Annotated in this window: 12 protein-coding genes; all 12 read left to right on the top strand. The window is 62.2% G+C overall.

All coding sequences use genetic code 11. The annotated features are described in order from the left end of the window. The first annotated feature begins 275 nt into the window (after positions 1 to 275). The 12 genes from GPA27_RS04740 (at position 276) to GPA27_RS04685 (ending at position 14,688) form a co-directional block, all read left to right on the top strand. A complete protein-coding gene (locus tag GPA27_RS04740; RefSeq protein ID WP_050417955.1) occupies positions 276 to 1,256 on the top strand; it encodes a WD40/YVTN/BNR-like repeat-containing protein in 981 nt (326 codons plus the stop codon). A 46-nt stretch (positions 1,257 to 1,302) separates the two neighbouring features. Beyond that, a complete protein-coding gene (locus GPA27_RS04735) occupies positions 1,303 to 3,693 on the top strand; it encodes an efflux RND transporter permease subunit (protein ID WP_308446319.1) in 2,391 nt (796 codons plus the stop codon). 67 nt (positions 3,694 to 3,760) lie between these two features. Continuing rightward, complete coding sequence (locus GPA27_RS04730; RefSeq protein WP_169138120.1) at positions 3,761 to 5,806, top strand: DUF1302 family protein; 2,046 nt, start codon at positions 3,761 to 3,763, stop codon at positions 5,804 to 5,806. A 27-nt stretch (positions 5,807 to 5,833) separates the two neighbouring features. Next, positions 5,834 to 7,147 carry a DUF1329 domain-containing protein gene (locus GPA27_RS04725; protein ID WP_169138118.1) on the top strand — a complete coding sequence of 438 codons (1,314 nt, stop codon included), beginning with the start codon at positions 5,834 to 5,836 and terminating at the stop codon, positions 7,145 to 7,147. Positions 7,148 to 7,411: 264 nt separating this feature from the next. Then, complete coding sequence (bbsA, locus tag GPA27_RS04720; RefSeq protein WP_050417951.1) at positions 7,412 to 7,846, top strand: benzoylsuccinyl-CoA thiolase subunit BbsA; 435 nt, start codon at positions 7,412 to 7,414, stop codon at positions 7,844 to 7,846. Positions 7,847 to 7,866: 20 nt separating this feature from the next. Further along, positions 7,867 to 9,036 (top strand): benzoylsuccinyl-CoA thiolase subunit BbsB, encoded by a 1,170-nt coding sequence (bbsB, locus tag GPA27_RS04715; RefSeq protein WP_050417950.1) that lies wholly within the window; start codon positions 7,867 to 7,869, stop codon positions 9,034 to 9,036. A gap of 37 nt (positions 9,037 to 9,073) precedes the next feature. Beyond that, positions 9,074 to 9,802 (top strand): SDR family NAD(P)-dependent oxidoreductase, encoded by a 729-nt coding sequence (locus GPA27_RS04710; RefSeq protein WP_256222772.1) that lies wholly within the window; start codon positions 9,074 to 9,076, stop codon positions 9,800 to 9,802. A 14-nt stretch (positions 9,803 to 9,816) separates the two neighbouring features. After that, entirely contained in the window at positions 9,817 to 10,563 is a 747-nt protein-coding gene (locus tag GPA27_RS04705; RefSeq protein WP_050418517.1) for an SDR family NAD(P)-dependent oxidoreductase, read from the top strand. Between the two features lie 42 nt (positions 10,564 to 10,605). Further along, positions 10,606 to 11,838: a CaiB/BaiF CoA transferase family protein gene (locus GPA27_RS04700; RefSeq protein ID WP_050417948.1), complete on the top strand. Its 1,233-nt coding sequence runs from the start codon at positions 10,606 to 10,608 to the stop codon at positions 11,836 to 11,838. Beyond that, entirely contained in the window at positions 11,822 to 13,051 is a 1,230-nt protein-coding gene (locus tag GPA27_RS04695) for a CaiB/BaiF CoA transferase family protein (protein ID WP_169138116.1), read from the top strand. Before GPA27_RS04700 ends, GPA27_RS04695 begins: the two co-directional genes overlap by 17 nt. Positions 13,052 to 13,130: 79 nt before the next feature. After that, the gene (locus GPA27_RS04690; protein ID WP_246260938.1) at positions 13,131 to 13,415 is read left to right on the top strand and encodes a hypothetical protein; all 285 of its coding nucleotides are present in this window, start codon (positions 13,131 to 13,133) and stop codon (positions 13,413 to 13,415) included. A 52-nt stretch (positions 13,416 to 13,467) separates the two neighbouring features. Beyond that, entirely contained in the window at positions 13,468 to 14,688 is a 1,221-nt protein-coding gene (locus GPA27_RS04685; RefSeq protein WP_050417946.1) for an acyl-CoA dehydrogenase family protein, read from the top strand. The last annotated feature ends 16 nt before the right edge of the window (positions 14,689 to 14,704 follow it).

Below are 14,704 nucleotides of genomic sequence, written 5' to 3'. Positions count from 1 at the left end.
GGACAGGGGCATTGTGATTTCGAACAAAAACCGCCGATTGGAGCCTGAAATGCCCATCGTCTCTCACAATGTGAAATCAATCCCTCGGCCGCGGTGCCCGCGAGCTTGAAGTCCGACAGGCTGCTAGGAACAACTCTCTATTCGTTAGGTGTCCGCACCAATTGTTGGCGCGATATCCGAGGCCTACATTCCGACCGTCGGGGGATGGTTTCGCGTTGCAAGAGTAGGGGCCGCGTTAGGCGCGCCGACGACACCCGAACGGAGGAGACAAACTTATGAATATCGAGGCGAAGCCATGGTACCCCACGATTCTCGAGGTATCGCTTTGCATGATGCTTGCGGGATGCGGTGTATCGGCAGGTACGTCGAACATCAGCGCCGCCAGCTCTGCCGTAATCAAGCGGTCCGATGCCTTTCAGGCGGTTGCGGACAACGGGAAGACGACCATCGTGGTCGGCGCCAACGGCGTTGTGCTGACGTCCAATGATCGTGGCGTGAGTTGGACGCGACAACAACTGGATTCGAGTAGCTCGTTCATTGGTGTGACAGCCTGTCCGGACGGGAGCTTTGCTGCGCTGGATTTCTTTCATCGCGTGTGGGCCGCCGACGCGGCCGGTGGTGAATGGCTGGCTCGCGCGATCGACGAACCCGTCAACCCGCTCGCGATCACCTGCGACGCGACGAACCGCCTTTGGGTCGTCGGCAGCGGGAGCACGATTGCATCGAGTGTCGACCAGGGCGCGAACTGGAATATGACCGTTGTCGGCGACGACGCAATGCTCGCCAGCGTTCAGTTCCTCGACGAGCGCGAAGGTTTCGTTACCGGTGAATTCGGTGCGGTTTACCGCACCGTCGATGGCGGCGCGACATGGGAGGCACTGCCGAAGATCAGTGACGAGTTCTATCCGTATGCGGCTGTGTTCGTTGACCGTCAGCGAGGTTGGGTGGCGGGGCTCGCCGGGGTGGTCATGCAGACCACCGACGGCGGACAGAGCTGGATCAAGCAGGTCAATGAGGCGGGTGCGCCGATATACGGTTTGTCGCTGGACGGTGGTGGCGCGCCGGTGGGCGTAGGGATCAACGGTCTCGTGTTCCGGCTGAGCGGCGATCAGTGGAAGGTCGCCGATGCGCGCAGGACGACGTATTTGCGCGCCGCGATGCAGCTCGGCGAAGGGCGGGTTCTTCTCGCGGGTGGGGCAGGGGGCGTGGAGGTGACGACGCTCGTCGGCGACCACAAGGCTACGGCGAACAACTGAGCGAGGTTACGTGATGCGTCATCGTATTACCCATGCAGTCCATGAATTGGAGACTATCGTCTTCAGGTTTCCGCGTGCGATCCTCGCAGCAATCTTCCTGGTGACGGTCTTTTTTGCGCTCAAGGTTCCCGGACTGCAGATCTACTCGGCGTTCGAAGACCTGCTGCCGCAAAGCCACCCCTACATCAAGCTGCACAACGAGATTCGCGGCAGCTTCGGCGGTGCGAGCCAGATCGTCGTCGCGCTCGAGGTCGAGGACGGGGACATCTTCACCAATGAGACGTTGTCGCGCCTGCATCGGCTCACACAGGCGGTCGACAACCTGCCAGGCGTCAATCACAACCAGGTGTCGAGCCTCGCGCATCGCACGGTGCGCAAGATCTGGTTGACCGAGAGCGGTGAGATGATCTCGCGGCTCTACTACGATCCGGCGCAGCCGAAACTGACCGGCGAGGAACTCGCGACGCTCAGGACGGACGTCATGGCCAATCCGCGCGTCTATGGCCTGATGGTATCGCCGGATCTCAAGTCCGCGCTGATCAAGGCGCAGTTGAACGAGGCCGACAATATCGACTACGGCAAGACTTTTGCCGAGCTTCAGGCGGTGCGGGCGAGCGAGGCCGCGGACGGGGTGAGGATCTATGCAACCGGCAGTCCGGTGCTGATCGGCTGGGTTTACACGTACCTGTCTCAGATCATTCAGATCTTCCTGTACACGCTTGCGCTGATGGTGGCGCTGCTGGTGATCTATTTCCGGCGTCTGTACGGTGTGATGTTGCCGCTGCTGGGGGTGACATTGTCGTCGATCTGGGGCCTCGGTTTCGTCTCGCTGATGGGCTGGAATCTCGATCCGCTGAACTTGGTGATTCCGTTCCTCATTGCCGCTCGCGCGATGTCGCACAGCATCCAACTGGTCGAACGCTACTACTTTGAGCTTGGCCGGACGGGCGATTCGCGGCGAGCTGCGCGCGATGCGTTCGACGATCTGTTCAGGCCGGGATCGCTGGCGATCATCGTCGATACTGTCGGCATACTCGTGCTGACGCTCGGTGCCGCGCCGATCAACACGAAGATGGGTTATTACGCGGGCTTCTGGAGCTTCTCGGTGATATTCACGGTGCTCCTCGTCGTGCCGCTGCTGCTGCACGTGCTGCCGCCGCCGCGCGTCGCAGAAGCGCGTGAGAGCGTCCTGCGCAAAGTGATTGTCGGACTCTTCGGTGTGGTCGGCTCGCGTGGCGGATCGATAGCGGTGCTCGTCAGCGCAGCGGTGCTTGTTGCGATCGGATCGTGGCTGAGCCTCGGTGTGCAGATTGGCGAGGCCGAGCCGGGAAGCCCGCTGCTCTACCCCGAGCACGATTACAACGCGTCGTCGCGTGCGATCAATGAGCGCTTTCCGGGTTCGGAAGAGCTCTACGTCGTGGCGCGCACGGCCGAAAAGGGGGGGCTGAAGAATCCCGAGGTGCTGCGCGCGATCGAATCGTTCCAGAACACGATGCTGCACGATCCGAACGTCGGTGGTACGAAGGCGCTGCCGGGGCTGATCCGCTCTGTCAATGGCCTCATCCACAACACCGATCCGCGCTGGAACCAGATTCCGTCCGACGCGAACGAGATCGGGGGCCTGATGTTTACTTTCATGGCAGCAAGCCCGATCCCGGGCGCGTTGAACGAGTACACCAATTCCGACGAGAACCTCGCCAACGTGGTGTTTTACTACAAGGATCTCCAGGGGCAGACGATCGAGCGTGCGATAGCGCTGGCCGAGGCGGCCATCAGCGCGCCGGGGAATGCCGCCCCAGGACTGAGCATCGAGCTCGCCGGGGGGGCGATCGGGGTCAACGCGGCGATCAACGACGCAGTCAGGCACGATAACTTCCTCATTGTGCCGCTGGTGCTGACGCTCTCGTTCGCCTTCGTCTGGGCCTTCTACGCATCGCTGCACGCGGGATGGCTGATGGTGTTGCCGATGACCTTCGCCACGGTGCTGACCTATGCGTACATGAGCGTGATGCATATCGGCATGAACGTGAATACCGTACCGGTTATCGCGGTTGGTATTGGCGTCGGCATCGATTACGCAATCTACATCATGAACCGGATCCGCGAGGAAATGGCGGCTCTGCAGGATCTCGCGCAGGCGGTGATGAAGGCGATCGCGACGACCGGTTTCGCGGTCTCCTTCACGGCAATGACGCTGATTGCCGGCGTCGTCATGTGGATCGTGCTGTCGGATCTGCGCTTCCAATCCGACGCCGCTCTTCTGCTGTGCCTGATGCTGGTTTTCAACGTGGCGGCCGCTACGTTGCTCGTGCCGGCGTGGGTCATGATCTTCAAGCCGCGCTTCATCACGGCAGTCTATCTCGACGAGGACCAGGTTCTCCAGGTCCGCGAGCGGGGGTGGAAAGCGGACTGCACATTGATCGCACAACCGGCGTAACGGCGCCCGATCCGGTGCAAGACTCGAACCCAACTCGAATCCGGTCTTTCAGGGGAGGACAAGCGGTATGAAGACAGCAAGGGATATTTCGCGCCCGAAATTGAGCGTTCTCGCCGCCGCACTGCCGCTGACAGTGGGTGGGGCGGTGCAGGCAGCGGATGAAAATCTTCCGGATCTGGCTAGCAGCACAACGCCATGGGTCGCCGACGTGTATTACGAAAACCACACCGCGCGGCGGAGTCGGGCGGGGCTCGCGAAGTTCCGCAACACCCTGCAGGTCGAAGCCGACAGGCAGATGGGAGACGGCTGGGCTTTTCGCGGCATCCTGCGCGGTAGCTGGGATGGCGTGTATCAGTTGAACAAGGATGAGTACGGGCGCAACGCAGGTGGCGCGATCACGCTCGAGAACACAGCGGCACCGTTGTTGCCGCCTGTGCCGACGACCGCCGGCACGCCTCTCAACCTGACGCAGGTGCCGCACGGCGGCGGGATCAACAACCCGATCGGCACAGCGATCGGCTTGCCGCCGACTAACGCTTTGGGCTTCGATCTGGCGGCGAATCCGAACGATGGCATGCGCGTGCTGGGCGACCGTTGGCACAGGCCCGAGCGGGGCGCGGTCTTCGGCGTCCCAGTCCGGCCGTGCGACCGCGATTCGCGAGGCTGCCGCGACTTCGGCGGCTACGGGGATCTGAATCTGCGGGAACTCGAGACGCCGGAGTTCAACGATCGGCTCGATTTCCTGCGCGAATTTTATGCGAAGAAGACATTTCCGCTCGCCGATGGCACTGAGCTTTTCCTGAAGCTCGGTCGGCAGCAGGTGGTGTGGGGGCGCACCGATCTGTTCCGCGTGCTCGATGTCATCAATCCGGTCGACTACTCGCGCAACAATATTTACGATGAGTTGCAGGATATCCGCATCCCGATGTGGATCGCGCAGGCCGAGTACCGTATGGGCGCGAGCGAGTCGATGCAGGACCGCAACGTGCAGGTAGTGTGGAATTTCGACAAATTCCGGCCGAACAACCTCGGACAGTGCGGCACTCCGAACGTGATGCTCGACGCGGCTTGTTTCTTCCGCGGCTTCGCGAACCTGTGGGACAACGGGGGAACCGTTGCGAACTTCAGTCCCGTTCCGGCGGGGACTGCCGGCGCCTGGGCTGCGACGGATTTCGGGCCGCATCAGATCGGCGTCCGCAAAGTGCATCTGCCCGCGTGGTCGCTCTCGAACACGCAACTGGGCGTCAAGTACGAGGGGATCACGCAGGGCGGCCTCGCGTTTTCCCTGAATGCGCTGACCTACCGTTCGCAACTTCCAAGCCTGCATGCGTTCAGCGCTGGCGCCGTGAACCCCTTCACCGGCGGGACGGGCAATACGACCCCTCCGGCGGCCGGTGTTCCGGTGAGCCACCTGATCGCGTTCGACATCCATTACCCGCGGGTGAACCTCGTTGGCGGTTCGCTGGATTTCCAGATTCCCGATGCGAATGCAGCCATTCGTATGGAAGGCGCGCTGACGCATGGCGAGGAGTTCGTGAACACCGCGCGGCGCGAGTTGTACTCGAAGAACAGGGTGCTGCGCACCGTTATCGGAGTCGACCGGCCGACCTTCATTCCGTTCATCAGCACGACGCGGGCAACGCAGATTTCTGCGCAGTTGTTCTGGCAGCACATAATCGATCACGAACGACATGATGGCCCGCTTGGTACGGTGGGCATCGTCGATTGGGAAGACAACTTCATCGGCACGCTGCTGATCAAGGGATTCCTCGCCGGGGATCGGGTCAGCCCGCAGGTGATGGTGGCACGCGACTTCCGTGCCAAGGCACTCACCGTCGCGCCTCAGATCGAGTGGAGCGTCACCGACGACTTCAAGGTCACCCTCGGTGCCAACTTTAAATATACGAACGGGAGTAGCCACTACAAGTTCGACGACGCCCGTTCGTTCAACCCCTATCCGCCCTTCACGACCTATACGGCCGCGGGCCAGCCGTTTGTCCCGGGATCGGCGGGCTTGCCTGGTTTCGAGCCGACCGCACGCTTCCGCGCCGGACCGATCGGAACAGCGGTTGCGGAAGACGATATCTACGTGATGGTTCGCTACAAGTTCTGACGCACCATTTAAGAGGAGACAGTGGAAATGACCAGACATATTGCAGGGCATGGGGTGATCGTAGTGGCGCTGGCCTGTGCGGCGGGAACGCCGCACGCGGCGACCGAAGCGGATATCGAGAAATCCTTCTTCCCGTACATGCATGCCCTGCCGACGGCTCCCGGTGTTGCGCCCGGAACGGTGATCAACCAGGGGAACGTCGCGAATTTCGAGGGGGTCCTCGACCCGGGAATGCAGCGGTACATTCGGGAAGGGGCGGTCGAGATCACTGTCGGAGCAACGACCTCGTTCGACACCAATAAGAGCTATGTCGACGCGACCAAGGTGAACGCCGGCAAGGTGAAGCTCGGTGCAAAACCGGGTGAGCTGGTCGGCTATGTCGCAGGGCGTCCTTTCCCTGAAGAACCCGATGCAAAGGACCCGCGGGCCGGCGAGAAGCTTGCGTGGAACAACCGCTATGGCATGAACGCGTACGACGGCCTGGCGATCTCGCCGTTTTACTGGAAGTACATTAACATGGACAGCGGCAAGGTCGAGCGCAATATCCTGTTCGGTTTTCATTTCTTAAGGTATACGCATCGAGTAAGCCAGGCTCCGGTGCCGGAAATTACGCCGAACCCGTCGAAACTGTATCGCGCGACCTACGTGAAAGTATATGAACCGCAGGATGTCAAGAACACACAGCTGCTGATCCAGCGCTACGAGGACGACACGAAGCTGGACGACGCTTATCTCTATCTCGGTTTCCAGCGCCGCGTGCGCCGGTTGTCGACCGGACAGACTACGGACGCCTTTCTCGGCTCAGACATCATGATCGAGGACTTCGAGGGCTATAACGGCCGTATTTCGGACATGAACTGGAAGTACCAGGGCACGGCGAACATACTGATGCCTTTTTACAACCATAACGACATGAAGCTGTCCGATGAATACAAAGAGCCGGACGGCTACAAGTACGTCGCCTTCGGCGGAAAGGGCGGGTGCTTCCCCAGCGTCACGTGGCAGTTGCGCAAGGTGCACATCCTCGAATCGTCTCCGATCGACACCAATCATCCGGTGAGCAGACGGGTGCATTACATGGACGCGCAAACCTCGGTAATTAGCATGTCGCTTGTGCATGACCGCAAGGGTGATTTGTGGAAGACGTATGTTGTCGGATGGACGCATCCCGACTTCCACCTGGCCAAGAACAAGGGCAGCGGCATAACTCCGTTCGATGCGTTCACCATGATCGATATCCAGGCGAAGCACTGCACGACCGGACAGCTCAAGGCGCAACTGGACGCTCAGATGGTCCCGGTCAGCCTGTTTAACGTCCAGAACATGCGTGGCGGAAACTGAGTAGAAGATTTTTCTCGGGGTTCCTCTCCTCCCGTGGGAACTTTGCGCGCCTTTCGGCGCGTTTTTTTTACAGCCGAAATTGGCAGGGTATCCGCGCCTGTGCGGCCAGATTGTCGACACCGCCGCTCGACGTGAATTTCCGCCTTGGCGCGTGCGGGTGGGGGTTACCCTTAACAGTTAGGTGTCCGCACCAATTGTTGCGCCGCAACCAGGCGCGTTTAATTGGATCTACGTTGAAAATGAAACAAATGCTGCGGAGGCGTCATGTCAGATCAAAAGCCGAACAAGAAACCGGAGAAGAAGCCGGATATCACATTCTTTCATCCGGACCTGCTCGAGGTGCCCGCGGACGGCGGCGCGCCGTATCTCAAGGGGTATCGCTGCAAGGGGTGCGGCCAGCTGGATTTCCCCAAGCTGAGTCCGTGCCCGAGTTGCTGGGGCGAGGAGTTCGATGTCGTGCCGCTAAGCCGACGCGGGAAGCTCTACAGCTTCAGCGACAATTTCATTGGTCAGGCGGGAATGAAAACGCCATATTCGTTCGGCTACATCGATCTGCCCGAGAACCTGCGGATTTTCGCGCAGCTGGAAGGCGAGCCCGGCAGCTTCCGCTGCGACGAGGAGGTCGAACTGACCGTGGGGCCCGTTCGCGACAACCGCGACGGCGTTCCGCTGATCAGCTACAAGTTCCGCAAGGCATAAATCTCGGTGGGTGAAAGAAAATGAAACTGCAGCGCAAGGTCTATATCGCCGGGGTCGGCGAAACGAAATTCGGGCGGCACGAGGTCGATTTCGATGTGCTGGGCCGTGCCGCGGCATTCGAGGCGCTGAAGGCGTCGAATATCGACCGTCCGACGATGGTGCAGAGCGCCTACGTCGGCAATGGCACCAACGGAATGGTGATCGGTCAAACCGTGCTCAAGGATCTGGGCATGTGCGGACATCTTCCAATCATGACAGTCGAAAGCGCATGCTCCGCAGGGGGTATGGCAGTGCATCTGGCGGTGCGGGACGTGGCGATGGGGCTTGCCGACGTCGCGATCGGCATCGGCTGCGAGAATCACACGCTGCACATGGCGCAAGGCACTGCCTTTGCAACGGCCATGTCGGATATCGAAACGGTGCACGGCGCGGTCATGACCGGCAAGTACGCGATGCGCGCGCAGCGTTACATGTACGAGACCGGGGCCACGGCCGAGGATCTGGCGATGATCACCGTGAAGAACCGCCGCCACGCGACCAACAATCCGTATGCGTGGTTCAAGGGTGAGATTTCGGTCGAGGAGGTCGTCAATTCGCGCGTCGTCGCGTCTCCGCTGACGCTGCAGCAATGCTGTGGCATCGCCGATGGCGCCGGGGCGGTCGTCGTGTGCTCGGAAGAGATGGTGAAGAAGTTGGGCATCGACAAGCCGATTCTGGTGGCGGGCTCGGTCGTGCGGTCGGGGCCTTACCACAACCGGCCGCGCGACATAACGGGCGACGACATCACCGAGGAAACCGCAGCGCAGCTCTATGAAGAGTCGGGCATCGGTCCTGAGGATGTGAATATCGTCGAACTGCACGACGCTTTCACGATTGCCGAGCTGCTGTACTACGAATGCCTCGGCCTGTGTCCGAAGGGCGAAGGGCTGAAGTTCCTGCGCGACGGCAACACGACGCACGGGGGCAAGTGTGTCGTCAGTCCGCGTGGCGGCATGCTCTCGTATGGTCACCCGATCGGCGCTTCGGGGGCCGCCCAGATCGCCGCGAGCGTCAAGCAGATGCGCAACCAGTGTCCCGGCTATCAGGTCGATCCGGTGCCGCGTGTGGCGATGACGCACGTTACGGGTGGCGGGCTGTCTGGCACGGAACACGCGGCTTGCACGATGCACATGCTGGTGCGCGGCTGGTAACTGGGAGACGGCGATGGAATCGAAAGGCAAAGAAAGGGTGGCTCTGATCGTCAATGCCGACGATGCGGTGGGCGAGGCGGTTGCGCTGCGGCTCGCCGCGCCGGGTGTGCAACTCGCGCTCGTGGGCGCGGACGCCGGCCGGCTCGACGCTCTCGCATCGCGGCTGGCCGAGAAGGGGGTGGCGGTGATCGCGGTGGTGACGGGCGCAGTCGAGCCCGGTTCGATCCGCGATGCGGTCGCGCAGGTGATGGCGCGCTACGGGCGGATCGACATCTTGGTGCAGAACGAAAGCGTACTGACCGCCAAGGCGCTGCAGGACATTTCCGATGCGGACGTCGGCGCGGCGCTCGGCGCCGGCATCGCGGGCCCGTTCCACTACCTGCGCGAAGTCGTTCCGCTGATGCGCAAGTGTGGCTTCGGGCGCGTGGTCAATATCAGCGATATTCGTTATCTCGGCCTCGCGGCGAGCGCCAACGTCGCCGCTGCGCGTGCGGGTCTGTTCGGGCTCACACGGGCGCTCGCGCTCGAATCGGCGCGAGACGGCGTTACGGTGAGCACGGTCGTCATGGGCGATCTCGACACCGACGCGACGCCTGTGGCGGAGCGGGAAAAGCTCGCCGCCGGCATTCCCGTGAAGCGCTTGGGCAGGCCCTCTGACGTTGCCAACGCAGTCGGCTTTCTTGCGAGCGATAGTTCGAAGTATGTGACCGGGCAGACGCTTTTCGTCTGTGGCGGAAAGAGCGCGTACTTTTCGATGTCGATTTGATCACGGGGGCGGCAATGGGAATTCGCAACAGGGTCGCGCTGATCACAGGGTCGGCGAGCGGCATGGGTAGGCAGACGGCATTGCGCTTCGCCGAGCAGGGTGCGGCCGTCGTTATCAACGACATCAACGCGGAGAAGGTGCACGCGACGGTCGATGAGTTCAGCCGAAAGGGACATCGCGCGCTCGGCGCCGTCGCCGACATTAGCGACAAGGCGGCGGTCGACGCGATGGTGCAGCAGACGGTGAATGCCTTCGGCCGCATCGACATCCTCGTGAATAACGCGGGCATGGAGCGGGCCGGCGCGCTGCGCAAGCTTAGCGAGGCGGACTGGGATGTCACGCTCAATGTCAATCTGAAGGGCACCTTCCTGTGCTCGCAGGCGGTGCACGGCCACATGGTCGAGAACAAGCACGGGCGCATCGTCAACATCGCCTCCCGCGCATGGCTCGGCGGCGCGGGGCAGACTCCGTATTCGTCGGCGAAGGCCGGCGTCGTCGGCATGACGCGTACGCTTGCGATCGAGCTCGGCCGCGCCGGGATCACCGTCAATTGCGTTGCTCCGGGGCTGATCCACACGCCGATGTGGGAGGAACTGCCGGAGAAGGATCGGCAGTTCCTGTTGTCGCGGCAGCCGACCGGAAAGCTGGGCGATCCCGACGACATCGCCAACACGCTGCTCTTCCTCGCCGACGACGAGACGGGTTTCGTCACCGGCCAGGTGCTCTACGTGTGCGGCGGACGAAGCCTGTTCGCAGGCTGACGGCGGGTGCGCGCGACCCTCGACGGGCAGGAGAAATGTGAGATGGGACAGGACTTTTCGCGATTCAGGGTGCTGGACTTGACCGGCGAACTCGGGCCGTACGCGGCCAAGATGTTCGCCGGGCTGGGTGCTGACGTGATCCACGTGGAGTCGCCCGCGGGCGATCCGATGCGCCGCGTCGGCCCCTATTTCCGCAATGAACCCGGTGTGCAGGCGAGTCTACCGTACCTCTATTACAACGCGGGCAAGCGCGGCCTCGCGGTGGACCTCGAGAATGAGGAGGGGCGTGCGGTGTTCCGCCGGCTATGCGGCAGCGCCGACCTGCTCGTTGAGAGCTGCCGCTCGGGTTATCTGGACGGGCTCGGCCTGTCCTACGATGTGCTGAGTCGCGACAACGCCAGTCTGGTGCAGACCTCGGTCACTCCGTTCGGGCGCACCGGGCCGCTGGCGGCTTATCCCGGTTCGGATCTGACGTGTTCTGCGCTGAGCGGCTTTCTCTATCTCGCGGGCGTAGATGGCGACAAGCCGGTGCGCGCGCCGGACAACCAGGCGTACCGGATGGCCGAGGCGTATGCGGCCGTCGGTAGTGCGATCGCGCTGTTCAGCGCGCAGCGTACCGGGCGGGGCCAGGTGGTCGACGTGGCCTGCATCGAGGCCGAGGCGATGGCGCTCGAGAATGCGGCGCAGTTCTGGGACCTCGAGGGCAAAATCCGGCGCGGACGCGGGCGCGAGGCGGGCTGCGGGACACTGCATCCGTGCGTCGACGGCTACATCATGCTGGTCGCCATCATGGGGCGCAACAAGGGCATGTGGACGCCCTTCGTGCGCTGGCTCGAGGCCGAAGGGGTCGAGGAATGGAAGCTTCTCGACGACGACAAGTGGATCGATTTCGCGTACCGGTGCTCGACCGAGGGCTACGCGACCTTCTGCCGCGTCTTCGAGCGCTATACCAGAACCCGCAGCAAGGCCTACCTGTATGAAATGGGGCAGCGCTTCAGCGTCTCGGTGACGCCAGTCAGTAACGGCCGGGATCTGCTCGCGAACCCCCAGCTCTTGCACCGGAAATTCTGGAAGACTCAGTTCAACGAAACGCTCGGTGCGGACATTACCTACCCGGGCGCGCCGTACGAGTTCGGCGAGTTGCAATGGCAACTCGGACGCAATGCCCCGCGCATCGGTGAGCACACGCGGGAAATACTAACCGAATGTGGCTATTCGGGACTCGAGATCGATGAACTCGTGCGAACGGGGGCGGTGTATGTTGAACAGCGTTGAGGGTGCCCTGGAGGGCATTGTCGTGTGCGATTTTTCGTGGGTCGGCGCTGGGCCGATCGCCACGAGCGTACTGGCGCAATGCGGCGCGGACGTTATCAAAATCGAAAGCGTCAAGCGTCCCGACATACTGCGCCGTGGCGAGCCGTTCAAGGACGGCATCGGCACCGGCCTCGACCGCAGCGGCTACTTCGCCGCGCGCAACGCGAACAAGCGGGACATCGCGCTCGACATGAACAACCCGCTTGCGCGCGAGGTGGCGGTCCGGCTGATCGCGAAGAGCGACATCGTCATCAATAACTTCCGCGTCGGCCAGATGGAGAAATGGAAGCTCGGCTGGGAGGACGTGCAGAAGATCAATCCGCGCGCGATCTACGTGACGATGAGCATGCAGGGCACCGATGGCCCGCACAGCCGGTACATGGGCTACGGCGTGAACCTCAACGCGCTGTGCGGGCTGACCGCGCGTGCCGGCTTCCCCGGCGAGTTGCCCTTCGGCACCGGCACGAACTATACGGATCACGTGATGGTACCGACACATACCTTGTTTGGGATCATGGCGGCGCTGGTTGAGCGGGAGGTCAGCGGACGCGGCCAGACAGTCAGCCTGTCGCAGCTCGAATCGGCGATCTGCATGACGCCGAGCGCGCCAATGGCCTTCGCCGCCAACGGCGAGGCGCTCGGGCCGCTCGGCTACGGCGATCCGGAAGCAGTCCCGCACGGTATCTATACGACCCTGGGCTACCGCAAATGGATCGCGATCGCGGTCTTCGACGATGTTCAGTGGGCGGCGCTGCGGCGCGTGATGGGCAATCCGCCGTGGGCCGAGGAGGAGCGTTTCGCGACTGCCGCAATGCGACGCCGGTATGAGGTCGAGCTGAACGAGCGCATCGAATGCTGGACTGCGCAGCAGTACGGCGATTGGTTGATGGAGGCGCTGCTGAAGGTGGGGATCCCGGCAGGCGAGGTGCGGGATGCCCGCGAGGCGATCGAGGATGAGCATATGCGACGCCGCGGCTTCTGGGCTTATCTCGATCACCCCGAGGTCGGCGTCACGCTCTACAACCGCGCACCGATCGTGTTCTCGCGTACCCCGCTGGAAATGAAGACCGCTGCGCCGGCGATCGGGCAGCACACCCGCGATGTGCTCGGCGAGATGCTCGGCTATTCGCAGGACGAAATCGAGAATCTGGTCAGTCAGGAGGTGTTGGTGTGACTGTTGACGACCAGTGATGCGGGCGACCGTCGAGGCAGTCGCGTGACGGACGCGGATCGAGCCAGGAGGAGGACGAATCATGTACAAGCAACAACTGCGACAAGCCAGGGTCGGCAATTCCGCGCCAGCCGGTATCTCGCATCACGAGTGCCCCGAGTGCGGCATGACGGTGGCCATGGGCGAATACCACCCCTACGCGGCCTGCCTCATGGTCGGCGGCTGTCACGACTCGGCGATGATCCGCGAGGCGCTGATGGCTGTTTTCGAGGACGGCGTCAAGGCCGCTGCCGAGAAATGCCGCAACAACGGCAGCACGTCGATCGCGGACATGTTCGAGTCTTTGATGCGCTCCGACGCCGAATGAAGAAGCAGTTCGACGGATCGGCCCCGATAACTACAGGACAAGAGACGAAAAAATGGATTTTTCCTTATCCGAAGAACAGATGATGCTCAAGGAGGTGGCCCGGCGGTTCACCGCCAACGAGCTGATGCCGCTGGAAAAGGTCTTGCTGGAGCGGGAGATGCGGATGTGGACCGACGGGTACACGCTGCTGCCGGCCGCCGATCATGCTCGGCTGATGAACATGACCAGGGAGATGGGCTTCTGGGGCATCGAGGTCGACGAGAAACTTGGTGGACAGGGGCTCGGCATGTTCGCCAAGACCCTCGTTGTCGAGGAAATGTCGAAGTCGTTGATCGGTTTCTCGCATCACGGCTTCACGCTGCCGCCCGATGCCCCTAACCTCTATTACCTCGACGAGTGCGGCACGCCGGCGCAGCGTGAGAAATACCTGCGACGCTACTGCCGCGGGGAGATCGAATCCGCAATGATGGCGACCGAACCGGGCGCGGGCTCCGACATCAGCGGCCTCACAACCACGGCGGTGCGCGTTGACGGGCAGTGGGTCATCAACGGGTCGAAGATCTTCATCAGCAAGTGCGACAAGGACGATCTGTTCTTCATCTGCATCGCGGTGACTGACAGGGAGGCGGCGACCAAGCGGCGCTTGACTGCCTTCATCCTCGACAAGGATACGCCGGGACTGCGCATCGGCGCCGAGATTCCGGTGATCGGCGCGATGCCGACCTGGACCGTCTATCTCGATAACGTGCGGGTCGGCGACGACGCAGTGTTGGGCGAGGTCGGCGATGCCTTCATTCCGCTGCAGAACCGCTTCGGCGTGCGGCGGATCGAACTCGCGGCGCACTGCACCGGCATGGCCGAGCGGCTGATCCAGATGATGATCGAGCAGGCGAACCTGCGGAAGACCTTCGGCGAGCCGCTCGCCGAGCGTCAGACGGTGCAAAACTGGATCGCCGATTCGACCGTCGAACTCGAGCAGGTCCGGCTGCAGCTCTACTACACCGCCTGGAAGTCGGATCAGGGCCACAAGGATCTGCGCATCGAGGCGTCGTCCCTGAAGATCGCCGCGACCGAAATGCTCACGCGTGTCGCCGACCGCGCGATCCAGTTGCACGGTGGCCTCGGATTGTCGCGCGAGCTGGGCATCGAATACGTCTCGCGGATGGTGCGGATCTGGCGGATCGTCGAGGGCGCATCTGAAATTCATCGCATGTCGATCGCTAAGAAGTTGCTCGCGGACGGCCGCACCTACAGTCCGTTCATGGCCGCCTGAGGCGGGCCGGAGTAAA

The organism is Aromatoleum toluolicum (assembly GCF_012911005.2).
Taxonomy (GTDB): Bacteria; Pseudomonadota; Gammaproteobacteria; order Burkholderiales; family Rhodocyclaceae; genus Aromatoleum; species Aromatoleum toluolicum.
This window is presented reverse-complemented; position numbering and strand designations above follow the sequence as displayed.

Coding starts and splice junctions, on each gene's coding strand:
- GPA27_RS04730 (WP_169138120.1), top strand. CDS start 3,761: ATGAAGACAGCAAGGGATATTTCGCGCCCGAAATTGAGCGTTCTCGCC.
- GPA27_RS04695 (WP_169138116.1), top strand. CDS start 11,822: ATGTTGAACAGCGTTGAGGGTGCCCTGGAGGGCATTGTCGTGTGCGAT.
- GPA27_RS04705 (WP_050418517.1), top strand. CDS start 9,817: ATGGGAATTCGCAACAGGGTCGCGCTGATCACAGGGTCGGCGAGCGGC.
- GPA27_RS04700 (WP_050417948.1), top strand. CDS start 10,606: ATGGGACAGGACTTTTCGCGATTCAGGGTGCTGGACTTGACCGGCGAA.
- GPA27_RS04725 (WP_169138118.1), top strand. CDS start 5,834: ATGACCAGACATATTGCAGGGCATGGGGTGATCGTAGTGGCGCTGGCC.
- GPA27_RS04740 (WP_050417955.1), top strand. CDS start 276: ATGAATATCGAGGCGAAGCCATGGTACCCCACGATTCTCGAGGTATCG.
- bbsB (WP_050417950.1), top strand. CDS start 7,867: ATGAAACTGCAGCGCAAGGTCTATATCGCCGGGGTCGGCGAAACGAAA.
- GPA27_RS04685 (WP_050417946.1), top strand. CDS start 13,468: ATGGATTTTTCCTTATCCGAAGAACAGATGATGCTCAAGGAGGTGGCC.
- bbsA (WP_050417951.1), top strand. CDS start 7,412: ATGTCAGATCAAAAGCCGAACAAGAAACCGGAGAAGAAGCCGGATATC.
- GPA27_RS04690 (WP_246260938.1), top strand. CDS start 13,131: ATGTACAAGCAACAACTGCGACAAGCCAGGGTCGGCAATTCCGCGCCA.